20 protein-coding genes are annotated in these 22,485 nt (G+C 72.1%); 6 read left to right on the forward strand and 14 right to left on the reverse strand.

The genetic code is table 11. The features are described from left to right. Positions 1–8 precede the first annotated feature (8 nt). The 3 genes from AC2D80_RS10915 to AC2D80_RS10925 are packed head-to-tail and all read right to left on the reverse strand — an operon-like array spanning position 9 to position 3,180. Entirely contained in the window at positions 9–1,622 is a 1,614-nt protein-coding gene (locus AC2D80_RS10915; RefSeq protein ID WP_484633043.1) for an acyl-CoA carboxylase subunit beta, read from the reverse strand. After that, complete coding sequence (locus tag AC2D80_RS10920; RefSeq protein WP_484633044.1) at positions 1,619–2,509, reverse strand: SDR family oxidoreductase; 891 nt, start codon at positions 2,507–2,509, stop codon at positions 1,619–1,621. Before AC2D80_RS10920 ends, AC2D80_RS10915 begins: the two co-directional genes overlap by 4 nt. Then, entirely contained in the window at positions 2,506–3,180 is a 675-nt protein-coding gene (locus AC2D80_RS10925; RefSeq protein ID WP_484633045.1) for a TetR/AcrR family transcriptional regulator, read from the reverse strand. The genes AC2D80_RS10920 and AC2D80_RS10925 overlap by 4 nt, the downstream gene beginning before the upstream one ends. Before the next feature lie 106 nt (positions 3,181–3,286). On the opposite strand from AC2D80_RS10925, the gene AC2D80_RS10930 reads away from it, so the two are divergent. The 3 genes from AC2D80_RS10930 to AC2D80_RS10940 all read left to right on the forward strand — a co-directional run bounded on the left by AC2D80_RS10930 (position 3,287) and on the right by AC2D80_RS10940 (position 6,697). Next, a complete protein-coding gene (locus AC2D80_RS10930) occupies positions 3,287–3,889 on the forward strand; it encodes a hypothetical protein (RefSeq protein ID WP_484633046.1) in 603 nt (200 codons plus the stop codon). 32 nt (positions 3,890–3,921) lie between these two features. Further along, positions 3,922–5,166, forward strand: coding sequence for a saccharopine dehydrogenase family protein (locus AC2D80_RS10935; RefSeq protein WP_484633047.1), 1,245 nt, complete (start codon positions 3,922–3,924; stop codon positions 5,164–5,166). Between the two features lie 112 nt (positions 5,167–5,278). Further along, positions 5,279–6,697, forward strand: a complete 1,419-nt coding sequence (locus AC2D80_RS10940) for a multicopper oxidase family protein (RefSeq protein WP_484633048.1) — start codon at positions 5,279–5,281, stop codon at positions 6,695–6,697. Positions 6,698–6,716: 19 nt separating this feature from the next. On the opposite strand, the gene AC2D80_RS10945 is transcribed toward AC2D80_RS10940, so the two are convergent. Next, positions 6,717–7,271 carry a phosphatase PAP2 family protein gene (locus AC2D80_RS10945; RefSeq protein WP_484633049.1) on the reverse strand — a complete coding sequence of 185 codons (555 nt, stop codon included), beginning with the start codon at positions 7,269–7,271 and terminating at the stop codon, positions 6,717–6,719. A 69-nt stretch (positions 7,272–7,340) separates the two neighbouring features. Further along, positions 7,341–8,498, reverse strand: coding sequence for a flavin-containing monooxygenase (locus AC2D80_RS10950; protein WP_484633050.1), 1,158 nt, complete (start codon positions 8,496–8,498; stop codon positions 7,341–7,343). 111 nt (positions 8,499–8,609) lie between these two features. Here AC2D80_RS10950 and AC2D80_RS10955 point away from each other — a divergent pair, with 111 nt between their 5' ends. Together AC2D80_RS10955 and AC2D80_RS10960 are read left to right on the forward strand one after the other, a co-directional pair. Continuing rightward, the gene (locus AC2D80_RS10955; protein WP_484633051.1) at positions 8,610–9,518 is read left to right on the forward strand and encodes a demethoxyubiquinone hydroxylase family protein; all 909 of its coding nucleotides are present in this window, start codon (positions 8,610–8,612) and stop codon (positions 9,516–9,518) included. 66 nt (positions 9,519–9,584) lie between these two features. Next, positions 9,585–9,863, forward strand: a complete 279-nt coding sequence (locus AC2D80_RS10960; protein WP_484633052.1) for a cupin domain-containing protein — start codon at positions 9,585–9,587, stop codon at positions 9,861–9,863. Between the two features lie 9 nt (positions 9,864–9,872). Here the strand turns inward: AC2D80_RS10960 and AC2D80_RS10965 are convergent, their stop codons facing one another. Both AC2D80_RS10965 and AC2D80_RS10970 read right to left on the reverse strand, forming a co-directional pair. Continuing rightward, complete coding sequence (locus AC2D80_RS10965; RefSeq protein ID WP_484633053.1) at positions 9,873–11,072, reverse strand: class I SAM-dependent DNA methyltransferase; 1,200 nt, start codon at positions 11,070–11,072, stop codon at positions 9,873–9,875. 13 nt (positions 11,073–11,085) lie between these two features. Beyond that, entirely contained in the window at positions 11,086–11,850 is a 765-nt protein-coding gene (locus AC2D80_RS10970) for an enoyl-CoA hydratase (RefSeq protein ID WP_484633054.1), read from the reverse strand. Between the two features lie 165 nt (positions 11,851–12,015). Here AC2D80_RS10970 and AC2D80_RS10975 point away from each other — a divergent pair, with 165 nt between their 5' ends. Beyond that, positions 12,016–14,319: a patatin-like phospholipase family protein gene (locus AC2D80_RS10975; RefSeq protein WP_484633055.1), complete on the forward strand. Its 2,304-nt coding sequence runs from the start codon at positions 12,016–12,018 to the stop codon at positions 14,317–14,319. A 31-nt stretch (positions 14,320–14,350) separates the two neighbouring features. Here the strand turns inward: AC2D80_RS10975 and AC2D80_RS10980 are convergent, their stop codons facing one another. From AC2D80_RS10980 to AC2D80_RS11010, 7 genes are all read right to left on the reverse strand, one after another. Beyond that, positions 14,351–15,160 carry an acyl-CoA thioesterase gene (locus AC2D80_RS10980; RefSeq protein ID WP_484633056.1) on the reverse strand — a complete coding sequence of 270 codons (810 nt, stop codon included), beginning with the start codon at positions 15,158–15,160 and terminating at the stop codon, positions 14,351–14,353. Between the two features lie 28 nt (positions 15,161–15,188). Continuing rightward, the gene (locus AC2D80_RS10985; RefSeq protein ID WP_484633057.1) at positions 15,189–16,397 is read right to left on the reverse strand and encodes an acetyl-CoA C-acyltransferase; all 1,209 of its coding nucleotides are present in this window, start codon (positions 16,395–16,397) and stop codon (positions 15,189–15,191) included. Between the two features lies 1 nt (position 16,398). Next, positions 16,399–16,905 carry a DUF4442 domain-containing protein gene (locus tag AC2D80_RS10990; RefSeq protein ID WP_484633058.1) on the reverse strand — a complete coding sequence of 169 codons (507 nt, stop codon included), beginning with the start codon at positions 16,903–16,905 and terminating at the stop codon, positions 16,399–16,401. Continuing rightward, positions 16,905–19,316, reverse strand: coding sequence for a 3-hydroxyacyl-CoA dehydrogenase/enoyl-CoA hydratase family protein (locus AC2D80_RS10995; RefSeq protein ID WP_484633059.1), 2,412 nt, complete (start codon positions 19,314–19,316; stop codon positions 16,905–16,907). The genes AC2D80_RS10990 and AC2D80_RS10995 overlap by 1 nt, the downstream gene beginning before the upstream one ends. A gap of 139 nt (positions 19,317–19,455) precedes the next feature. Next, positions 19,456–19,896 (reverse strand): DUF2147 domain-containing protein, encoded by a 441-nt coding sequence (locus AC2D80_RS11000; RefSeq protein WP_484633060.1) that lies wholly within the window; start codon positions 19,894–19,896, stop codon positions 19,456–19,458. Between the two features lie 30 nt (positions 19,897–19,926). After that, on the reverse strand, positions 19,927–21,723 hold the full coding sequence (locus AC2D80_RS11005) for an acyl-CoA dehydrogenase C-terminal domain-containing protein (RefSeq protein ID WP_484633061.1): 1,797 nt from the start codon (positions 21,721–21,723) through the stop codon (positions 19,927–19,929). 42 nt (positions 21,724–21,765) lie between these two features. Then, positions 21,766–22,458, reverse strand: a complete 693-nt coding sequence (locus AC2D80_RS11010) for a TetR/AcrR family transcriptional regulator (protein WP_484633062.1) — start codon at positions 22,456–22,458, stop codon at positions 21,766–21,768. Positions 22,459–22,485: the final 27 nt, after the last annotated feature.

Consider the following 22,485-nt stretch of genomic DNA (forward strand, 5'->3'; position numbering starts at 1 on the left):
GAATGGGTCTACATGCGGGCCACGCCGAAGGGCAGCGGCCGAGGGCTTCGCGCCGCGGCTTCGGCGCAGGTGTCTAGGCAGAACATCAGCACGGCGCGCGTGTCGCGCGGGTCGATCACGCCGTCGTCGAGCACCAGACCGCTGGTGTGGAAAGCGTCGGCCTGGCTCTCGAACACCCGCACGATCTGGTCGTACTGCCGCTGCATCTGCGCCGGGTCGGGCGTGATGCCTTTGCGGGCGTAGCCGGCCTCGGCCACGATCTGCATGGTGCGCGCCGCCTGCTCTCCGCCCATGACCGCCGTGCGGGCCTGTGGCCAGCTGAACAGGAAGCGAGGATCAAAGCCACGCCCGCACATGCCGTAGTTGCCGGCGCCAAAAGACGCGCCGCACTGGATGGTGATCTGCGGCACGGTGGCGCCGGTCACGGCCTGGATCATCTTGCTGCCGTGCTTGATCATGCCGGCCTGCTCGCTGTCCTTGCCGACCATGTAGCCGGTGGTGTTCTGCAGGTAGATGAGCGGGTGGCCAAGCTGGCACATCCACTGGATGAAATGCGTCGCCTTGTTGGCGCCGGCCACGTCGATCGGCCCGTTGTTGCTGATCAGGCCGACCGCGTGGCCACCGATACGCGCCTGCACGCACAGCGTGGCGGCGCCGTAGAGTGGCTTGAACTCCAGCAGCGCCGAGCCGTCGGTCAGTCGCGCCATCACCTCTCGCATGTCCACCGGCTCGCGGTGGTGCGTGGGCATCAGGGCCAGCAGGTCATCGGCCGGGAGCAGCGGCTCAGTGAAGGCCGGCGCCGCGTGGCGCACGAAACCGTCCCTCAGCTGATCGACGATGCGCCGCGCGATGCCCAGCGCCTCGCGGTCGTCCTCGGCGAGGTACTCGCCCAGGCCCGAGACGGTGGTGTGCATCTCGGCGCCGCCGAGTTCCTCTTCGGTGGCGATTTCTCCGGTGGCCGCCTTGAGCAGCGGTGGTCCGGCGAGGAAGGCGCGCGAGCGACCGCGCACCATCACCACCACGTCGCTCAGCCCCGGCATGTAGGCCCCGCCCGCGGTGCCCGAGCCGTGTTGCACGGTGATCACCGGCAGGCCCGCCGCCGAGTGCCGCGCGAGGTTGCGGAACAAGGCACCGCCGTGCACGAAGCCTTCGACCTTGTACTTCGTGAGGTTGGCACCGGCGCTCTCCACCAGGTGCACGAACGGCAGACGGTTCTCCAGCGCGATGTCCTGCACGCGCAGGATCTTCTCCAGCCCGCGTGGCTGGATGGCGCCCGCCTCAATGCCCGAGTCGCTGGCCACCACCATGCAGCGAACACCGGCGATGAAGCCGATGCCCGCGACCACGCCCCCGCCGGGCACGCTCTGCTCGGCATCGGGCGTGTCTTGCAGGAAACCGGCGAGACCGCACAAAGGCAGCCATGGCGCGCCAGGGTCGATCAGGAGTGCGATCCGCTCGCGGGGCAGCAACTGGCCGCGCTTGTCGAACACCGGCTTGCTCAGGGCCGATGCCGCCGCGGCGCGTGCCTCCAGGGCGCGCAACTGCGCGATGCGCTCCAGCATCGCGGCGCGGCGCGCCTGCGCGGCCTCGCCGTGGGGGTTGAAGGCAGAGACGAAGCTCATGACTGGAACACCTTCGGCGTGACATAGCGGTGAAACCCGTCGAAGGGCTTCACCGCATCGCGCTGCTGGGCCTCGGCGGGCGCCGCGATGTCGCCCCAACCCAGCCGCACCTGCGGCCGCGCGCCGTCCACCCGCAGCACGCTGCCGCTGATGAAGCTGGCCGCGGGCGAGAGCAGGAAGGCAATCGCCGCGCTGGTCTCGGCCTCGTTGCCGAAGCGCCCCAGGGGCACGGTCTCGCGCATCTCGCGCAGCATGGGGCCGGCCTCGGGCGGGTAATGGTCCATGCCGCTGGAGGCGATGTAGCCCGGCGCCACCGCGTTCACCCGCACGCCGGCTTTCGCCCATTCCAGCGCCGCGGTTTCGGTGAAGCTCACCATGCCCGCGCGCGCCGCGCCGCTGTGGCCCATGCCCGGCATGCTGCCCCACATGTCGGCCACGATGTTGACGATCGAGCCGCCGTGTTCCTGCATGCTCTGCAGGTAGCACTCGCGCGCCACCAGAAAGCCGCCGGTGAGGTTGGTGTCGATCACGGCCTGCCAGCCCTTGGCCGAGATCTTTTCCAGCGGGCTGATGTACTGGCCGCCGGCGTTGTTGACCAGCCCGTGGATGCGCCCGTGGGTGACGATGATGGCGGTCACCAGCGCGCGCACCGCGGCCTCGTCGCGAATGTCGGTGGCGTGGAAGCTGGCGCAGCCGCCGTCGACCACGATTTCTTCCGCCACCGTCTGCAACTTTTCCAGGTTGCGCCCCACCAGCACCACGTGCGCGCCCAGCGAGGCGAGTTCGTGCGCCGTGCAGCGGCCAATCCCGGATCCTCCCCCGGTGACGACGATCACCTGGCCGGTCAGCAGGCCGGGCCGGAACACAGAGCGGTAGCGGGCGGTCATGGCGCGTCCTTCAGAAACAGCTGCATCGCGGTGTCGGTGAGGTCGTCCAGCGACGACCGGCCGTTCGGCACGTACCACTGGGCGGACCAGTTGAGTGCGCCGAACAGCATGAGGCGCGCCACGCGCGGGTCGCCCCGCAACGCGCCCGCCCGGTGCAGCGCCGCCAGCACCGGGACCCACACCGCCTCGTACTCGTCCTTCAGCCGGTTGACCGCGCGCTTCTGGGCGTCCGACAGCACGCGCCACTCGTACAGCATCACCGGGATGTGGTCGCTCTCGGGCCCGAGCAGGTTGTCGAAGTGGCTGCGCACCAGCACCCGCAGGCAGTCGCGCGCACCCAGCGGCGCCGGGGCAGCCGCCACGGCCGCGTCCATGGCCGCGCGCTGGTGCGCCAGGGCGCGCTCCATGCCCTCTTCCATCACCGCGGCCAGCAGGGCTTCCTTGTTTTCGAAGTGGTAGAAGGGCGAACCCGAACGCATGCCCACCGCGGCGGCGATGTCGCGCGTGCTGGTGGCGTCAAATCCCTGCAGGCGAAACAGGCGCGCGGCTGCGCGCAGCAGCTGCTGGCGCCGGTTGCCGTCGTCGCGCTCGCCCGCGGTTTTGCGGGGCCGGCCGCGCGCGCGGCGGGCCGGGGCATCGGCAGGAGCGGGCGAAGCGTCGGCAGCGGTCATGCAGCAACCATAGCAAACCACCTTATTTTTAGCAAGCGGTTGCTTGGTGAAAATAAAGCCACCCCCGCGCGGTGCGAGGCCATGGCCGGCCGCCGACAATCGCCCCATGGACTTTGCTGTGTGGATGATGATGGGCGCGCTCGGCGCGCTGGTGCTGACCCGGGTGGATCAGGCCCGCCGCGTGATGCTGCTGCGCCGGGTGCTGGCGCCCTACCAGATCGAAAAACTGCTGGAAACCCTCACCGAGGGCTACCTGCGCGCGCTCGGCGAGGACGACGCCGAACGCCGCCGCGCGGTGTGGCTGGTCATGGACGGCCATGAGACCGTGCTCTCCGGCCAGCTGCAACGGCTGGCGCAGGACATGGCCGGGCTGCCGGCCGCGGACACCCGCTTCTCCACACTGCCGCTGGCGCTGCCGATGGCCAGCCGCCTGCCGCTGCCATCGGCCGACTTCCGGCAGGTCGTGCGCCTGCACGCCGAAGGCATCGCGACCGTGGCGGCCAACGGCGAGGGCCTTTCGGCGCGCGACAAGGCCTTCCGGCTGAGCGCCGAGCTCCTGCTGTTCCAGCACAGCTGCCACGCCTTCTGCCGCAGCCGCGGCGTGGCCAGCGCCCGGCTGGCCGCCCGACACGGCACCACCCACGCCCAGGCCCTCGCCGCCGCCAGCGCCGCCACGCGCGACGGCCTGCGCGCCGCGGGTCTGGCCTGACACCCACACCACCCACCCACCCACGATCCGCCATGACCGCCACGCAACCCGCCAGCCCGCGCGAATTCGACCTCGTGGTGTTCGGCGCCACCGGCTTCACCGGCCGCCTGGTGGCCGAATACCTGCACCGCACCCAGGCCGACAACCCGCCGCTGCGCTGGGCGCTGGCCGGCCGGCAAGCCGCGCGACTGGCGCAGGTGCGCGACGAGCTCGGCCTGGGCGACGGGGTGCCGCTGCTGGCGGCCGATGCCACCGACCCCGCCGCCATGGCCGCGCTGGCCGCCCGCACCCGGGCGGTGATCACCACCGTCGGGCCCTACCAGCGCCACGGCGAGGCCCTGATCCGCGCGTGCGCGGCCGCCGGCACCGACTACCTCGACCTGTGCGGGGAGCCCGCGTGGATGGCCGCCATGATCCCGGTGCTGCAGCCGGTGGCGGCGGCCAGCGGGGCGCGGCTGGTGTTCTCCTGCGGCTTCGACTCGATCCCTTTCGACCTCGGCGTGGTCTTTCTGCAGCAGGCCGCGCAGGAACGCTTCGGCGCGCCGCTGACGCGCGTCAACGCCCGCGTGACCGTGATGAAGGGCACCTTCTCCGGCGGCACGGCCGCCAGCCTGCTGGCCTCGGTGGAAGCCGCGGGCCGCGACCCGGCGGTGCGGCGCGCGCTGGTCGATCCGTTCGCACTGACCCCCGGCTTCCGCGGCCCGCGCCAGCCGGCCGACGGCCCGGTGGCGCTGGCCGACGAACTCGACGGCGGCTGGACCGCGCCGTTCGTGATGGCACCGATCAACACGAAGAACGTGCACCGCACCCACTTCCTGCGCGGCCACCCCTGGGGCACCGACTTCCGTTACAGCGAGCGCCTGGCCACCGGCGATGGCCCCGCGGGCGAGCGCCGCGCCCGCGCGCTGGCGCGACAGACCCGCTGGCAGAACCTCGCGCTGGCCTTCGCGCCCACGCGCGCGCTCGTGCGCCGCTTCGTGCTGCCCGCGCCCGGCGAGGGGCCCACCGCCGAGCAGCGCGAGCGCGGCCGGTACGAGCTGCGCTTGACCGGCGAGACCGCCGACGGCCGGCGCCTGCGCGCGGTGGTGCGCGGCGACCGCGACCCGGGCTACGGCTCCACCAGCAAACTCATCAGCGAGGCCGCGCGCTGCCTGCTCACCGAGATCGATCACCGCGCCACGCCCGGCGGCGTGTGGACGCCCGGCGCGGCCATGGGGCTGCGGCTCGTGGCGCGTTTGCACGAGCGCGCCGGCCTGCGCTTCGACATCGACGGCTGACCCGGCGACCGGGCTGAGGGCTGAGCGGACGCGCCGCAAGGCCCGGCGCTGGCGTGGGTTGGCCGCGCCGCGCTAGCCTTCGGCCCGTGTGTGTTTCGACGATTGCCCCACCATGCGCCGACGCGACCTGCTGACCACCCTCGCCTGCGCTCCGCTGCTGGGCGCTGCCGCCCGCGCGGGTGCCGCGCCCCACGCGACGCCCCGCCTGCTGACCGCCGCGCCCGCCACCGCCGCCGCGGCCGGCGAAACCGCGCTGCCGGTGTGGGCCTACGACGGCCTCACCCCCGGGCCGGTCCTGCGCTTTCGCCGCCGCGACGTGCTCGACATCGAGCTGCTCAACCGCCTGCCCGACGCCACCACCATCCACTGGCATGGCATCCGCCTGCCCAACGCGATGGACGGCGTGCCCCACCTCACGCAGGCGCCGGTCGCGCCCGGCGAACGCTTCCGCTACCGCTTCGCGCTGCCCGACGCCGGCACCTTCTGGTACCACCCGCACCTCGGCACGCCCGAGCAGGTGGAACGCGGCCTGGCCGGCGCGCTGATCGTGGAGGACGACGCGCCGCCGCCGGTGGACGAAGACCGCGTGGTCGTGCTCGACGACTGGCGCCTGGACGCGCAGGGCCGCGTGAGCGAAGACTTCTACCGCTTCCACGACGTGGCCCACGCCGGGCGCCTCGGGCAGCGCCTCACGGCCAACGGGGCGCTGGCCCCCGAGTGGCCGGTGCGCACCGGGCAGCGCTGGCGGCTGCGCCTGATCAACGCGGCCAATGCCCGCATCTTCGGCCTGGAAATCCCCGCGGGGCTGCGCGGCTGGCTGATCGCGCGCGACGGCGTGCCGGCCTCGCAGGCCGTGCCCTGGGAGGGACAGCTGCTGCTCGGGTCCGGCATGCGCGCGGACCTGATCATCGACCTCGATGCCCCGGGCCGATTCGCCCTGACCGACACGAACGGCCGCGAACCCGTGGCACTGGGCCATTTCGTGGTGGACGGCGCTTCCAGCCGCCGCGCCAGGCCGGCGCCGCGGCCGGCGGCGTTTGAGCCCTTGCCCGAGCCCGACCTGGCGCAGGCGCTCGAACACACCATCGCCATCGGCGGCGGCGCGCGCAGCCGCCAGGGCTGGCCCGACGACCCGCCCGAGGCCCGCGAAGCGCGGCGCCAGCGCCGGGCCGCCGGCGCCCGCGAGGCCGACCCGGCCTGGACGCTGAACGGGAAGGCCCACGTCGGCGACCACGCCCACCACCACGCGCCCGAGTTCCGCGTCGCGCGGGGCCGCAGCGTGCGGCTGCGGCTGGACAACGCCACCGCCTGGTGGCACCCGATGCACCTGCACGGCCACCACTTCCGCGTGCTGGCGCGCAACGGCACGCCGGTGCCCGACGCGCCCTGGCGCGACACGGTGCTGATGGCCCCGGGGGACCGGCTCGACATCGCTTTCGTGGCCGACAACCCGGGCCGCTGGATGCTGCACTGCCACGTGCTGGAGCACCACGCCGGCGGCATGGGCACGGTGTTCGAGGTCGAGGGCTGAGCCGCCGCGGTCCAGGCGCCTAGTCAAGCGGCCACGCGCCGAGCAGACCGCCCCAGGCAGCGCCCACCGCGAGACCCACGATCACGTCCAGCGCGAAGTGGGCCCCGGTGTGCACGCGCGCCCAAGCCGTGGCCAGCGCGACGGCGGCGATCGCGGCCGACAGCGGATCGCCCGCGTGCGGCGCCAGCGCGCCCCACACCGCGCCCATCACGATCGCGTGGCTGCTGGGAAAACCGGCCCGGCCCGCGTGACCCAGGTGGTTCGGGCACAGACCCAGGGCGAAGGGGCGCTGGGCCGTCCAGCGCCGCGCGCAGCGTTTGGCCACCCACTGGGCCAGGCCGGCGTGCAGCAGGGCGGCCAGGGCCAGCGCCCAAGCACCGGGCCGCGTCACCGCCACCAGCAGCACCAGCGCCAGCAGCGCCCAGAGGCTGTGCCGCGCGACCGCGCGGGCCACGGCCATCAACGCAGCCGGGCCCGTCCCCGCGCCCAGGCGCCGGAACAGCCACACGTCCAGCCGCAGCCAGACGCCCACCGGCGCGGGCCGCGACAAAGACAGGGGCAGGGGGTGGTCCATGCGCGGGACGATGCGGCCCGCGCGTGACGGGGCAGTGACACCCCGGCGGTGGCCGGGGTCGGGCCGGGCTCAGGCGGCCGCCACCAGCGACCGCGCCAGGTGCGCCGCCACCGCCTCGGCCTGCTGGCCGATGGTGCGCAGCAACCCACCGGGCTGGCGCACGTCGAAGCCCACGAAACACAGGCCGGCCAGCGGGCCGCTGCCGACGGGCGCGCGCGGCATGCCGCGAGCGTCCAGGTCCAGCGGCAGGTCGGGCAAGAGCTCGGTCAGGGCCGCGTCGTAGCCGGTGGCCAGAATCACCGCGTCGAACGGGTCCTCGCGGCCGTCGGTGAAGCGCACGCCGGTGGCGGTGAGCGTGGCGATGCCCGGACGCACGGCAATCGCGCCGCGGCGGATGGCAGCCACCGTGCCAAGGTCGATCACCGGCGTCTTGCCGTCTTCGCGCAGCTGCTGCAACGGCGACATGGCCGGCTGGCGCAGGCCCCAGCGGCTCAGGTCGCCCACCGTCCAGTCGCGCAGCCAGCGCGCCAGCCGGTGGCCAAGCGCGGGCGGCAGGCGCGCCAGCGCGATGGAGCTCAGCTGCGTGGGCCGGCCAAGCACGTCGCGGCGCACGATGTTGACCGGCGAGCGGACCGACAGCGTCACCGCGGCGCCGCCCTCGGCGAGGTCGAGCGCGATCTCCGCGCCGGTGTTGCCCATGCCCACGACCAGCACGCGCCGACCGGCCCAGGGCGAGGCGTCGCGGTAGGCGCGGCTGTGCAGCAACGCGCCGCCGAACACCGCCGCGCCCGGCAGCGACGGCTCGCGCGGCACGCGGTTGGCCCCGGTGGCGATCACCACGGCTGGCCCGCGCCACACCGGCCCCGCGGCGGTGTGCACCGCCCACGCCGCGCCCTCGCGCGCCACGCGCGTGACGCGCTGGCCGGTGAAGGGCTGCAGGCCGTGGTGCGCGGCGTAGCGCTCCAGATAGTCCACCACGCCCTGGCGCGACACGTAGCGCGGCGCGTCGTCCGGAAACGGCAGGCCCGGCAAGGCCGAATGGGTCTTCACGGTGTGCAGGTGCAGCCGTGCGTAGTGGCCGCGCCACGACGCGCCCACGGCACCGGCCTGCTCCAGCACCCGGCTGGCCACGCCACGCTGGCGCAGCGCCGCGGCCACTGCCAGCCCGGCCGGTCCGGCGCCCAGGATCAGCGGGGATGCGTCGTCGAGGGGCAGGGCGGTGCTCATGCGCGGCATTGTGGCGCGCGGCCGCCGCCCGGCCGTGTCGCGCGCGCGGCGGGCTGCCCCCACACCGCAGTCGGGTGTGCGGGCATCGGTCCCGGCCTAGCATCACGTGCCATGCCGCCCGCCACCTGCCCGCCCGCCGACGACACGCTCACCGTCCTGTACGACGGCAGCTGCCCGCTCTGCCGCCGCGAGATCGCCCTGTACCGCGACTTGCCGGCCGACGCGCCGCTGGCGTGGTGCGACGTGAGTGCGCCGACGCAGCCCCTGCCGGACGGCGCGGCGCGCGAGACGCTGATGGCGCGCTTCCACGTGCGGCGCGCCGACGGCGAACTGCTCAGCGGCGCCGCGGCCTTCGTGGCGCTCTGGGCGCGACTGCCCGGCTGGCGCTGGCTGGCCGCGCTGGCGCGCGCGCCAGGCGCCACCGCGGTGATGGAAGTCGCCTACCGCGGCTTCCTGCGCGTGCGGCCGATGGTGCAACGCGTGGCCCGCGCCTGGGACACGCCGGGCGTGCCGGCCGATCTGGTGGCGGACCTGCGCAGCGACCACGCGGGCGAGACCGGCGCGGTGTGGATCTACCGCGGCATCCGCGCGGTCACGCGCGACCCCGCGCTGCGCGCCTTCGCGCAGCGCCACGGCGCCACCGAGTCCGAGCACCTGGCGCTGGTGGAAGAGTGGCTGCCGCCGGCGCGGCGCAGCTGGCTGCTGCCGGGCTGGCGCATCGCGGGCTTTCTCACGGGCGCGCTGCCGGCGCTGGCCGGCCCGCGGGCCGTGCACGCGACCATCGCCGCGGTGGAAACCTTCGTCGACCACCACTACCAGGACCAGCTGGACAAGCTGGCCGGCCGGGCCGACGGCGAGGCGCTGGCGAGCGTGTTGCGTCGCTGCCAGGCCGATGAGGTGGCCCACCGAGACGAGGCGCGCGCGCTGCTCGCGGCGCCGCCGGGCGCGCTGCTGCGGGCCTGGTGCGCGCTGGTGGGCAGCGGGTCGGCGCTGGCGGTGCGGCTGGCGCGCCGGGTCTGAGAACCCCCCGCGCGGGGTGTCGCGCTGGCGGTGGCGCACCGCGCGCGTCCGGCCGACAATCGCCGCATGAACGCCGCCTTCGACACCTTCCGCACCCAGGCGCTGGCCGAGGGCTTTGACGAGGTCCTGGAGCGGCGCTGGGAGCCCGACACCGTGCTCGACACCCACACCCACCCGTTCGCGGTGAAGGCGGTGGTCACGGCGGGCGAGATGTGGCTCACGGTGGACGGGCAGACGCGCCACCTCCAGCCCGGCGACACCTTCACGCTCGACCGCGACGTGCCCCACGCCGAGCGCTACGGCCCCGGCGGCGCCGCCTATTGGGTGGCACGGCGCAACGGCTGAACCGCCAGGTCAGGCCGGGCGCTGCAGCAGCGCGTACCAGCCCATCACCGGCCGGCCCTGGTCGTGGCGGATCGGCGCGTCCCACAGGGACCGCACCGACAGCCCGTGGGCCGCGGCGAGCGCCTCGATGCTGTCGCGGCCATGCGCGTAGCGCAGGCTGGGCCGCAGCTGCAGGTCGCGGCCGGCGTCGGCCTGCTCGACCGAAAACGCCCACACGCCGCCCGGCGCCAGGCGCGGCATCACCGCGCCAAACACCGGCGCAAGCGGGCCGGTGTAGATGAACACGTCGGCCGCCACCACCAGATCGGCCCGCCCGGTGTCGGCGCGAAGCCAGGGCACCAGGCTGCCTTCGTCCACGCGCCGGTAGGCACCGCTGGCCCGGGCCCGGGTGACCATGGCGGGCGCGATGTCCACGCCGTCCACCGCGTCAGCCACCGGGGCCAGGAGGCGGCCGCACAGGCCAGTACCGCAGCCCAGGTCGAGCACGCGCGAAAACCGAGCCCCGCTGTCCAGCAGCGGGCGCAGCAGGGTTTCGTGCGCGGTGTAGCGCAGGGTGTGCAGCAGGTGGTCCTGGAAGTCGTCGGCGTAATCGTCGAACAGGGCCTGGGCGTACACCTCGGGTGGCGCGGGCGGCTCGTCGGCGTCGGTGACCGCGGCGAGGTAGTAGCGGTGCAGGGCTTCGTGGGCGCCGCGGGCCAGCGCCTCGCGGTAGCAGCGCGCGGCCTCGTCGAGGCGGCCGGTCTCGCGGAAGAGGTGGCCGCGTTGCGACCAGGCCTCGGCCAGCGTGGGGTCGAGGTGCAGGGCCTCGTCGAGCGCGGCAAGCGCCTCGTCCAGCCGGTTCAGGCGCAGCAGGCACATCGCGCGGGTCAGCGAGAGCGTGCCGGCGCGCGCGCCGAGCGCGGCCGCGCGGGCCAGGGCGCGTTCCGCCTGTTCCCAGCGGCCCAGTGCCTCGCCCGCCAGACCGAGCGCGGCCCAGGCGTCGGTGTGGGCGGGGTCGGCCGCCGTGGCCTGCGTCAGCAGATCCACCGCCGTCTCCCAGCGCGCCTGGCGGCACCGCATCAGGCCCAGGTTGGCCAGGACCGAGGCGCGGCCCGGCGCGAGCGCCAGCGCGGCCTCGTAGGCCGCCGCGGCCTCGTCTACGCGGCCCGCCTCGGCGTGGGTGTTGCCCGCCAGAAAGTGGGCCCGGGCCTGCTCCAGCGCGTCGCTCATGGGTGGCGGGCGCTCACACGCGCGAGAAGTCGGGCTTGCGGCGCTCCATGAAGGCCGCAAAGGCTTCGCGGGCCGCGGGTTCGCGCAGCATGCGGCCGAAGCTGGCGCCCTCTTCCGCCATCACCGCCTGCACCTGCGCGGCCTGGCCCTTTTTCATGAGGCGCTTGGTTTCCAGCAGGGAACTCAGCGGCTTGGCGGCGAGCTTGGCGGCCCAGGTCTGGGCGTAGGCATTGGCCTCGGTGGGCGGCACCACGCGGTTGACCAGCCCGACCTCCAACGCGGCCTCGGCCATGAAGGGCTCGCCCAACAACAGCGCCTCGGCGGCCCGGTGGTAACCCATCATCTGCGGCACGAGCAGGCTGCTGGCGGCTTCCGGGCACAGGCCCAGGTTGACGAAAGGCATGGAGAAGGCGGCGTTGTCGCCGGCCACCACCAGGTCGCAGTGGAACAGGAGGGTCGTGCCCACGCCCACGGCCGGGCCGCACACCGCGGCCACCACCGGCTTGGGGAAGGCCGCGATGCCGCGCAGGAAGCGGAACACCGGCGCGCCCTCGCCGGCGGGCGGCTGGTTGAGGAAGTCGCCGATGTCGTTGCCGGCGGAGAACACGGTGGCGTCGCCCTGGAAGACGACCACGCGCACCGCCGGATCGGACTCGGCAGCGGCCAGCGCGTCGGCCATGGCACCGTACATGGCGGCGGTGATGGAGTTCTTCTTGTCGACGCGGTTGAGGGTGATGGTGCAGACGCCGGCTTCGGTGTGGACGAGGATGTCGGTCATGGCGGGGCTCGGGGCGAGGGGTTGGGCGCGGGGCGCCGGGGGTTCGGTGAGGGGCGGCTGAGCGCGGGCGCCAAGTTACCACGAACGACCGTGCTTTTTGTGTCGCCCGCGCGGGCGTGCGGGTGCATCGGTCGGTCGGCACCAGCCACCTACACTCCCGCCACCATGAAGATCCGAGATTTGCTGAGCCCGCTGCGGCGGGCACTGGGCGCGCTGGTCGCGCTGGTCGCGCTGGTGCCGCCGGCGTGGTCGCAACCCGCCGCCCCGACGTCACCCCCCACGGCCGCGCCGGCGTTGGCCGCCGACCGGCCGAAGGTCGGTCTGGTGCTGTCCGGCGGCGGCGCGCGCGGCTTTGCGCACGTGGGTGTGCTCAAGGCGCTGGAGGCGGCGCAGGTGCCGGTGGACGTGATCGTCGGCACATCCATGGGCGCGATCGTGGGCGGGCTGTACGCCAGCGGTCTGAGCGCGGCCGACCTGGAGCGCGAAATCCTCGCGGTGGATTGGGATGGCCTGTTCAGCACGCGCGAGCCGCGCCAGCTCCTGTCGCAGCGGCGCAAGGAGGAAGACTTCGAGCTGTCGCCGGTGCTGGCGCTGGGCATCCGCGACGGCGAGTTCCGGCTGCCCACGGGCGCGGTGTCCAGCCGCTCGCTGGAGGTCCTGCTGCGCCGCTACACGCTGTCCACGCGCCACCTGGCGGACTTCGACCAGCTGCCCACGCCGTTCCGCGCCGTGGCCACCGACATGGAGACCGGCCAGCCGGTGGTGATGGACCGTGGCGACCTGTCGGTGGCGCTGCGGGCCAGCATGTCGGTGCCGGGCGTGTTTTCGCCGGTGGCGGTGGGCGAGCGGATTCTGGGCGATGGCGGCCTCGTGAACAACCTGCCGGTGGACGTGGCGCGCGCGCTGGGTGCGGACGTGATCATCGCCGTCAACATCGGCACGCCGCTGGCCGGCCGCGAGACGCTGGGCACCGTGCTGGGCATCACCGCGCAGATGGTCAACATCCTGACCGAGCAGAACGTGCAGGCCAGCATCGCGCTGCTGGGCCGGCAAGACCTGCTGCTCACGCCGCCGCTGGGCAAGCTCACCTCGGCGGACTTCGGGCGCGCGGCGGAGCTGGTGAAGATCGGCAACGACTATGCGCGCACGATGACCGCGGCGCTGGAACGCTTCAGCGATCCGGCCCGGCACGGCGCCTGGGCCGCCGCCCGGCAGTCCGCCGTGGCCGCCAACACCGAGCGCGTCGGCCGCGTGGCCAGCATCCGCTTCGAAGGCGTCGACGAGACGCGTGCGCCGCGGCTGGCCACGGCGCTGGACACCGCGGTGGGCGAGCGGGTGGACGTGCCCACGCTGGAACAGGACCTGCGCAAGCTGGCCGCCACCGGCGACTACGAACGCATCGACTACAGCCTGGCCCGCCGTCCCGGCACCGACCAGGAGGACCTGAGCATCCTGCTGCGCGAGAACAACTGGGGACCGAACTACCTGCGCGTGGGCATCGACCTGCGCACCGACTTCCAGGGCGAAGGCGCGTTCAACCTGCGGGTCAGCCACAACCGGCACTGGCTCAACGACAGCGGCGCCGAATGGCGCAACCGCGTCCAGCTCGGCGAGACGCTCGGCCTGTTTTCCGAGCTGTACCAGCCGCTCGATCTGGGCAGCGAGCGCTTCGTGTCGGCCTACGTGGACGCCCGGCTGCGCAAGGTGGAGTTGTTCGCCCCGACCGGCGAGGCGGTGGCGCTGGTGCAGCGCCAGGGCATCCAGGTCGGCGCCGACGTGGGCTGGGCCATGGGCCAGCGCGGCACGGTGGGCGACATGCGCCTGGGGCTGGTGGCGGCGCAGCGCCGCGCCACGCCCGAGCTGATCTCCGCGGCCGTGCCGGTGGCCGGGGTGCGCACGCTGCAGTGGCGCGAGGCCGGCGTGCGCGCGGCGGTGATCGCCGACCAGCTGGACTACGCCAATTTCCCCTCGGCCGGCTACCGCGCGCTGGGCGAGCTGGTGATCGGGCGGCGCGCCTACAACGGCGGCAGCAGCAGCGGCTTCTCGCGCCTGGAAGGCTCGCTGACGACCGCCACCAGCTGGGGACCGCACACGCTCAACCTGGGCGCGCGCTTCGCCCGCGCCAGCGACATCCCGATCGGCGCGATCGACGAATACTCGCTGGGCGGCTTCCAGAACCTCTCGGGCTACCGCGTCGGTCAGGTGGCGGGCAACTACCTGCTGTTCGGCCGCGCCACCTACTACCGCCGCCTGCCGTTCAACGTCGGCGTGGCGCGCGCGCTGTTCGTGGGTGGCTCGCTGGAAGCCGGCAATGCATGGGCGCAGCGCAGCGACATCACGCTGCGCCAGCTGCGCGGCGCGGGCAGCCTGTTTGTGGGGGCGGACACCGGCATCGGGCCGCTGTACCTGAGCGTGGTGACCGCCCCGCGCGGCACGACGGGGCTGTACCTGTTCCTGGGCCGGCCCTGAGGCCGGTGGGCGTCGGGTCAGCCCTCGAGGATCAGCCCTTGAAGTAGACCACCTGGTGCGTGGTCGCCAGCAAGGCGCCGGCCTCGCTCCAGAGCTGGGCGGTCTGGTCGAAGAAACCGTGGGCAAACACCTGGCTGCGGGCTTGCCCGAGCAGCCAGGGCTGGCTGCCCAGGGCCGCCAGGGCAGCCGCGCCGGCGTGGAAATACACCGTCATCGACACGGTGCCCACCGGCACCCGCGTGGCGCGGCGGCGCCAGACGCGGGGGTAAAAGATGTCGGCCATGGCGGCCAGGCCGCAGGCCTCCAGCGGCCGCGGCGCGGCCTCGCGCATCCACAGGCGGGTCGTGCTGTCGTGCAGGCTGTCGTCCCAGGCGGTCGGGATCGGGCCTTCGATGAAGCGCATGTCGTAGCGACGCACCCACTCGACCCCGGGCGCCACCGTCGGCGGGGCCACGGCGTCGGGCCGGGGCACGGCGGGCGCCGGCGCGTCGAGCTGCGACCACGTGTCGCGCATCACCGCGGTCACTGCCGTGGCCGTGAGGGCGACCGCGCCGCCCTGGGACAGGCTGATCGTCCAGTGCTGTGTGGAGCGGTTGGTGCACACCGGCTCGGCCCGCACCTCGAAGGGCCCGTCGGCCAGCGCGGCGCAGAAATTCACCGTCAGCGACAGCGGCTCACCCAGCAGCGCCGGGTGGCGGCACACGGCGTTGAGCGCGGTCGCCGCGCTCACGCCGCCAAACGGTCCGACCATGTTCGCGTAGGCCGGCGAAGTGGCGCCGGTGAAGCGCCCGTCGCCGAGGGCGGTGAGGGCGATCGCCCGGTCGAAGGGATGGTCGGTCATGGCCGAGACGGGTGGCGCGGGCGCGGCGTCAGACGCGCTCGAAGATGCCGGCCGCGCCCTGCCCCATGCCCACGCACATGGTCACCATGCCGTAGCGCTTCTGGTGGCGGCGCAGCGCGTGCACCACGGTGGCCGAGCGGATCGCGCCGGTGGCGCCCAGCGGGTGGCCGAGTGCGATCGCGCCGCCCATGGGATTGACCTTGGCCGGGTCCAGGCCCAGGGTGTTCATCACCGCCAGCGACTGCGCGGCGAAGGCCTCGTTCAACTCGAACCAGTCGATGTCGTCCTGCTTCAGTCCCGCGTACTTCAGCGCGGCCGGGATCGCTTCCACCGGGCCGATGCCCATGATGTGGGGCGGCACACCGCGGCTGGCGTAGCTCACGAAGCGCGCCAGCGGCTGCAGGCCAAAGCGCTTGACCGCGGCCTCGCTGGCGAGGATCAGCGCGCCGGCGCCGTCGCTGGTCTGCGAGCTGTTGCCCGCGGTGACCGAGCCGCGCGCGGCAAACACGGCGCGCAGCTTGCCCAGGCCTTCCAGGCTGGTGTCCGGGCGGGCCCCTTCGTCCAGACTGACGGTGCGGCTGCGGGTGCTGACCTCGGCGCTCTCCAGGTTCACGCTGCGCTCGGTGACCTCCACCGGCGTGATCTCCTGGGCGAACTCGCCGTTCTTCATGGCGATCACCGCGCGCTGGTGGGACTGCAGGGCGAAGGCATCCTGCGCGTCGCGCGAGACCTTCCACTGCTGCGCCACTTTTTCGGCGGTGAGCCCCATGCCGTAGGCAATGCCGTACTGCTCCACGTCCTGCGTGTTGGCAAAGATGGTGGGCGACAGGCTCGGCCCGTTGCCCATCATCGGCACCATGCTCATGCTCTCCGTGCCGGCCGCGATCATCACGTCGGCCTCACCCACGCGGATGCGGTCGGCCGCCATCGCCACCGCCGACAGGCCGGAGGCGCAGAAGCGGTTGACCGTGATGCCGCCCACGCTGTTGGGCAGGCCGGCGAGGATGGCGCCGATGCGCGCCACGTTCAGGCCCTGCTGCGCCTCGGGGATGGCGCAGCCGCAGATCACGTCTTCGATCGACTTCGGATCGAGCGACGGCACCTGGGCGAGCGCCGCGCGCAGCGCGTGGGCCAGCAGGTCGTCGGGCCGCAGGTGGCGGAACGATCCCTTGTGCGACCGGCCGATGGGCGTGCGCGTGGCGGCCACGATGTAGGCATCCTGCACTTGTTTGCTCATGTCAGACTCCTTTGCGGGGCGCAGCGGGGATCCACGCCCAGATGAATTCACACTCGACCGGGTTCACGCCGGCCTCGTCGGTCACGGTGACCGCCACACTCACTTCACCCATGTCACTGGCCTGCATGGCCGCGCGCTGGGCATCGGTCAACTGAGCCACGGCGCGCAAGCCGCCGGTGGCGCGCTTGCGAAACACCATGCGCAGCTCCTTGGCCAGGGGCAGGCAGTCGTCGCGCACGTTCATGCCCACGACCATGCCGGTGGCCGTCTCGGCCAGCAGGTTCATGGCCGAGGCATGCACGCCGCCGATGTGGTTCTGCACCGGCCGGCGGTTGGCCAGCGCCACCGTCACCTGGGCGGGCGTCAGGGCCTCGAACTGGATGCCCGCGGTGCCGGTGAACGGCACCGCGCGGCCCAGCACGCGGTTGCGCAGCCAGGGCCGCAGGACAGCGGGCAACCCGTCGAGGCGCGCCAGCTGCCGCTGCAATCGGTTGGGCGGCGTCAGCATCAGTTGCGCACCGGCTTACCGGTGTTGAGCATGCCCAGGATGCGTTCCTGCGTCTTCGGGTTCGTGATCAGCGCGCAGAACGCCTGGCGCTCCAGCGTCATGAGGTATTCCTCGCTGACCAGCGTGCCCGGGTCCACGTCGCCGCCGGTCACCACGTGGGCAATCAGGCTGGCGATGTGGAAGTCGTGCTGGCTGATGAAACCGCCGTCGCGCATGTTGACCAGCTGGCCCAGGATCGTCGCCTTGCCGTCGCGGCCAGCCACCGGGAACAGGCGCTTGTGCGGCGCGCGGTAGCCGGCGCGGAACATGGCCTTGGCCTCGTGGATGGCCACGTACAGCAGCTCGTCCTTGTGGGGCACCACCAGATCGGACTCCAGCAGGTAGCCCAGCGCGCGCGATTCCAGCGCACTGGTGCCGACCTTCGCCATGGCCGCCGCGGTGAATCCTTCGGTGAGGAAGGGCAGCAAGTCCCTGCCGGTGGACGCGCGGGCGTTCTCGGCCGCGCGGCGGGCGATGTAGGTCAGCCCGCCGGCACCGGGGATCAGACCCACGCCCACCTCGACCAGGCCGATGTAGCTCTCCATGTGGGCCACGCGCTTGCCGCTGTAGACCGCCAGCTCGCAGCCGCCGCCCAGGGCCATGCCGCGGATCGCGGACACCACCGGCACGCCGGCGTAGCGCAGGCGCAGCATGGTCTGCTGCATGAAGCCCTCGGCGTCCTCGATGGCCACCACGCCCACCGCCATGAAAGCCGGCAGCATGGCCTGCAGATCGGCGCCGACGCTGAACGGCTCGTCGCCCGACCAGACCACCAGGCCCTCGTAGCGCTCCTCGGCGAGTTCGACCGCGCGCATCAGACCCTCACACACCTCGGGGCTGATGGCGTGCATCTTGGTCTTGATGCTGGCGATCAGCACGCCATCCAGCCCGTGGCTGTCCAGCGTCCACAAGCGCACGGCCGGCGTTTCTTCCACCGTCGTGCCGGCGGTCTCAAAGCGCGCGCCGGCTTCGCCCAGCAGCCACTCGGGAAAGGCCTGGCGCTCGTACACCGGCAACGCGCGGCGCGGCTCGAAGCGGCCGGTGGACGGATTCCACGAACCTTGCGCGGTGTGCACGCCACCGGCCTCGGCCACCGGCCCCTCGAACACCCACGCCGGCAGCGGCGCGCGACTCAGCGCCTTGCCGGCGTCGATGTCCTCCTGGACCATCTTCGCCACCTCCAGCCAGCCCGCCTCCTGCCAGAGCTCGAACGGGCCTTGCTTCATGCCAAAGCCCCAGCGCATGGCCTGGTCCACGTCGCGGGCCGTCTCGGCGATCGAGGCCAGATGCACCGCGGCGTAGTGGAAGCCGTTGCGCAGGATCGCCCAGAGGAAGCGGCCCTGCGGGCCGGTGCTGTCGCGCAGCAGGCGCAGGCGCTCGGCAGCCGGCTTCTTGAGCATGCGGCCGTACACCTCGTCGGCCTTTTGCCCGGCGGGCACGTACTCGCCGCTTTCCAGTTCAAAGCGGAGCACATCGCGCCCCACCTTCTTGAAGAAGCCCGCCTTGGTCTTCTGGCCCAGGTGCCCCTTGTCGAGCAGCGCCTGGAGCACCGGCGGCGTGCCGAAGCTGCCGTAGAACGGATCCGTGTCGAGGCTCAGGTTGTCCTGCAGCGTCTTGATGACGTGGGCCAGCGTGTCCAGCCCCACCACGTCGGCGGTGCGGAAGGTGCCGCTGCTGGCGCGGCCCAGGCGCTTGCCGGTGAGGTCGTCCACCACGTCGTACGTGAGGCCGAAGTTCTCGACCTCCTTCATCGTCGACAGCATGCCAGCGATGCCGATGCGGTTGGCGATGAAGTTGGGCGTGTCCTTGGCCCGCACGACGCCCTTGCCCAGACCGGAAGTGACGAAGGTCTCCAGCTGGTCGAGGATCAAGGGCTGCGTGGCCGGCGTGGCGATCAACTCCACCAGCGTCATGTAGCGCGGCGGGTTGAAGAAGTGGATGCCGCAGAAGCGCGGCTTGAGGCTCTCGGGCAGGGCTTCGCTGAGCTTGGTGATCGACAGGCCCGAGGTGTTGGAGGCAACGATGGCGTGTTTCGCCACGTGCGGCGCGATCTTCTGATACAGGTCGAGCTTCCAGTCCATGCGCTCGGCGATCGCCTCGATCACCAGATCGCACTCGCCGAGCAGCGCCATGTGCTCCTCGTAGTTCGCCGCGACGATCAGGTCGGCCTCGGCCGCCACCCCCAGCGGCGACGGCTTGAGCTTCTTGAGGTTGTCGATCGCGCGGGTGACGATGCCGTTCTTCGGACCTTCCTTGGCCGGCAGGTCGAACAGCACGACGGGCACCTTGACGTTGACGAGGTGGGCCGCGATCTGCGCGCCCATCACGCCTGCGCCGAGCACGGCGACTTTGCGAACGTTGAATCGGTTCATGGTTGAGGACTCTTTTCGTTTAGACCACACTGCTTCGCGTGAGAAGGCTTTGCCGAGAAACACCGAGGAACCGGCTTTGCCGGGCCTCTGGTGTTGCCCCCAAGAGGGGGTCGCGCGCAGCGCGGCGGGGGAGGCTCGTTCACTCCACGCGCTGCCAGACCTGGGTGCGGAAGAACGGGCCGATGTAGCCCCGCATCTCCAGCTGCGCGCCGCCGTTGACCGGCTTCAGGCGCGCGCGGTAGCTCTTGCCGTTGTTCGGGTCGACGATGGTGCCGCCCTCGAACACGGTTTTGTCGCTCTCGCCGGGCTTGATGCCGCGCAGGATTTCCAGTCCCAGCACCGGCTTGTCCTTGCGGTCGTCGGTGCACTTTTCGCACACGGCCTTGGGGTCGGTGCTGGGGTCGAGCAGCTTCTCGATCCGGCCACTGAAGACCCCGTTGCTCTCGGTGATCCGCACCAGCGACTTTTCCTTCTTTGTTTCGTCGTCGATGGTCTTCCACAGGCCGACCGGCGTCGTCTGCGCGTGGGCGAGGCCCGCGCAGCCGATCAGCGCGGCGGACAGCATCGTGGTGGTCTTCATGGCAACTCCAGGGCTGGGCGGGTGGAAGAATCAGGCCAGGGCCAGGTCGGTGTCCATGAGGACCTTGCTGCCGGAGCGCGCCAGCTTCATCTGCGTGGCGGTTTCCGGATAGAGCTTGGCGAAGTAGAAGCGCGCGGTCTGCAGCTTGGCGGCGTAGAACGGATCGGTGCTGCCGGCGGCAATGGCGCGCAGCGCGGCCTGGGCCATGCGGGCGAAGAAGTAGGCAAACACCAGGTGGCCCGCGACCCGCAGGTAAGGCACGGCGGCGGCGCCCACCTCGTCGGCGTTCTGCAGGCCCTTGAAGCCCAGCTCGGTGGTGAACTTGGTCATCTGGTCACCGAGCAGCGCCAGCGGGTTGATGAACTCGGCCATCTGCTCGTTCACGCCCTCTTCCTCCACCAGCGCGGCGACCAGCTTGCCGAACTTCTTGAGCGTGGCGCCGTTGTTGCCCAGCACCTTGCGGCCCAGCAGGTCGAGGCTTTGCACGGTGTTGGTGCCCTCGTAGATCATGTTGATGCGGGCATCGCGCACGTGTTGCTCCATGCCCCACTCCTTGATGTAGCCGTGGCCGCCGAACACCTGCAGGCAGTGGTTGGTGGCCTCGAAGCCGTTGTCGGTGAGGAAGGCCTTGGCGATCGGCGTGAGCAGCGCGGCGAGGTCGGCGCTGTCCTTGCGGACTTTCTCGTCCGGGTGGTGCAACTCCTTGTCCAGCAGCAGCGCGCAGAACATCAGCAGCGCGCGGCCGCCCTCGGCGTAGGCCTTGGCGGTCATCAGCATCTTGCGCACGTCGGGGTGCACGATGATCGGGTCGGCCGGCTTGCTCTTGTCCTTCACGCCGGAGAGGCTGCGCATCTGGATGCGGTCCTTGGCGTAGGCCAGGGCGTTCTGGTAGGCGACTTCGGTCAGGCCCACGCTCTGGTTGCCCACGCCCAGTCGGGCGGCGTTCATCATCACGAACATCGCGGCCAGGCCCTTGTTGGGCTCACCCACCAGCGTGCCCACCGCGCCGTCGAGCACCATCTGGCAGGTGGCATTGCCGTGGATGCCCATTTTGTGCTCCAGGCCGCCGCAGTAGATGCCGTTGCGCGCGCCGACGCTGCCGTCGGCGTTGACCAGGTACTTCGGCACGATGAACAGGCTGATGCCCTTGCTGCCGACCGGCGCGTCGGGCAGGCGGGCGAGCACAAGGTGCACGATGTTGGCCGCGAGGTCGTGCTCGCCGGCGCTGATGAAGATCTTCTGGCCGGTGAGGCGGTAGGTGCCGTCGGCCTGCGGTTCGGCCTTGGTGCGCAGCATGCCGAGGTCGGTGCCGCAGTGCGGCTCGGTCAGGCACATGGTGCCGGTCCACTCGCCGCTGGTGAGCTTGGGCAGGTACAGCGCTTTCTGCTCGGGCGAACCGTGCGCATGCAGGCACTCGTAGGCACCATGCGACAGGCCGGGATACATGGTCCACGCCTGGTTGGCGCTGTTGAGCATTTCGTAGAAGCCCTGGTTGACCACGAAGGGCAGGCCCTGACCGCCGTACTCGGGATCGCAGGAAAGCGCGGGCCAGCCGCCTTCGACGTAGCGGGCGTAGGCTTCCTTGAAACCGGCGGGCGCCTTGACCTCGTGGGTGGTCTTGTCGAGCTGGCAGCCTTCGGCGTCGCCGCTGATGTTGAGCGGGAAGGTCACTTCCGCGGCGAACTTGCCGCCCTCTTCCAGCACCGCATTGATGGTGTCGGCATCGACCTCGGCGTGCTTGGGAATCTGGCTGAACTCGGCGGTGACGTTGAGCACCTCGTGCAGCAGGAACTGCATGTCGCGCAGGGGCGGGGTGTAGGTGGGCATGGGAACTCCTGGGGACGGTGGGTGAAAAGGGAGACGGACGGATCAGCGCCGCCGCGCGCGCGGGGCGGCGGCGGGCGCGGGTTCGGGGGCCTGCGGCGTGCGGTGGCGCTCGACGATGCTTTCAAAGGCGCGCACCGCGCGCTGCAGCGAGTCGGGGCTGCGCAGGAAACGGGCCTCGTAGTGCAGCGCCAGGATCTGTGCGTGAACCTCGAAGGCGACCTGCGTGGCGTCGGTGTCGGCGCGGAAATGGCCTTCCGCCACCGTGAGTTCGATGGCGCGGCGCATCGCGGTGAGCCAGGTGTTGACCGAGCTGGCCAGCGCGTCGCGCACGGGGCCGGGCCGGTCGTCGAACTCGACGGCACCGCTGATGTAGAGGCAGCCCGAGTCGATCTCGACCGAGGTGCGTTGCATCCAGTTGGCGAACAGCGCCCGCAGGCGCGGCAGGCCGCGCGGGGCATTCATCGCGGGGTAGAAAACCTCGTCTTCAAAACGGGTGTGGTACTCACGCACCACGGAAATCTGCAGCTCTTCGCGCGACCCGAAGTGGGCGAACACGCCCGACTTGCTCATCTGCATCACCTCGGCCAGCGCGCCGATCGACAGGCCTTCCAGCCCGATCTGCGTGGCCAGGCCCAGCGCCGCGTCCACGATCGCGGCCTTGGTCTGCTGGCCTTTCTGCAGCGGACGGCTGGGCGCGGGCGCGGCGGGTCGGCGGGTGGGGGTGGAGGTGGGCATGGGCGGGCAGAAAATCGAACGCTCGTT

The organism is Hydrogenophaga sp. T66 (assembly GCF_057219855.1).

Coding starts and splice junctions, on each gene's coding strand:
- AC2D80_RS10960 (WP_484633052.1), top strand. CDS start 9,585: ATGAACGCCGCCTTCGACACCTTCCGCACCCAGGCGCTGGCCGAGGGC.
- AC2D80_RS11000 (WP_484633060.1), bottom strand. CDS start 19,896: ATGAAGACCACCACGATGCTGTCCGCCGCGCTGATCGGCTGCGCGGGC.
- AC2D80_RS10970 (WP_484633054.1), bottom strand. CDS start 11,850: ATGACCGACATCCTCGTCCACACCGAAGCCGGCGTCTGCACCATCACC.
- AC2D80_RS10965 (WP_484633053.1), bottom strand. CDS start 11,072: ATGAGCGACGCGCTGGAGCAGGCCCGGGCCCACTTTCTGGCGGGCAAC.
- AC2D80_RS10925 (WP_484633045.1), bottom strand. CDS start 3,180: ATGACCGCTGCCGACGCTTCGCCCGCTCCTGCCGATGCCCCGGCCCGC.
- AC2D80_RS10930 (WP_484633046.1), top strand. CDS start 3,287: ATGGACTTTGCTGTGTGGATGATGATGGGCGCGCTCGGCGCGCTGGTG.
- AC2D80_RS10975 (WP_484633055.1), top strand. CDS start 12,016: ATGAAGATCCGAGATTTGCTGAGCCCGCTGCGGCGGGCACTGGGCGCG.
- AC2D80_RS10990 (WP_484633058.1), bottom strand. CDS start 16,905: ATGCTGACGCCGCCCAACCGATTGCAGCGGCAGCTGGCGCGCCTCGAC.
- AC2D80_RS10995 (WP_484633059.1), bottom strand. CDS start 19,316: ATGAACCGATTCAACGTTCGCAAAGTCGCCGTGCTCGGCGCAGGCGTG.
- AC2D80_RS10940 (WP_484633048.1), top strand. CDS start 5,279: ATGCGCCGACGCGACCTGCTGACCACCCTCGCCTGCGCTCCGCTGCTG.
- AC2D80_RS11005 (WP_484633061.1), bottom strand. CDS start 21,723: ATGCCCACCTACACCCCGCCCCTGCGCGACATGCAGTTCCTGCTGCAC.
- AC2D80_RS11010 (WP_484633062.1), bottom strand. CDS start 22,458: ATGCCCACCTCCACCCCCACCCGCCGACCCGCCGCGCCCGCGCCCAGC.
- AC2D80_RS10945 (WP_484633049.1), bottom strand. CDS start 7,271: ATGGACCACCCCCTGCCCCTGTCTTTGTCGCGGCCCGCGCCGGTGGGC.
- AC2D80_RS10980 (WP_484633056.1), bottom strand. CDS start 15,160: ATGACCGACCATCCCTTCGACCGGGCGATCGCCCTCACCGCCCTCGGC.
- AC2D80_RS10950 (WP_484633050.1), bottom strand. CDS start 8,498: ATGAGCACCGCCCTGCCCCTCGACGACGCATCCCCGCTGATCCTGGGC.
- AC2D80_RS10955 (WP_484633051.1), top strand. CDS start 8,610: ATGCCGCCCGCCACCTGCCCGCCCGCCGACGACACGCTCACCGTCCTG.
- AC2D80_RS10935 (WP_484633047.1), top strand. CDS start 3,922: ATGACCGCCACGCAACCCGCCAGCCCGCGCGAATTCGACCTCGTGGTG.
- AC2D80_RS10985 (WP_484633057.1), bottom strand. CDS start 16,397: ATGAGCAAACAAGTGCAGGATGCCTACATCGTGGCCGCCACGCGCACG.
- AC2D80_RS10915 (WP_484633043.1), bottom strand. CDS start 1,622: ATGAGCTTCGTCTCTGCCTTCAACCCCCACGGCGAGGCCGCGCAGGCG.
- AC2D80_RS10920 (WP_484633044.1), bottom strand. CDS start 2,509: ATGACCGCCCGCTACCGCTCTGTGTTCCGGCCCGGCCTGCTGACCGGC.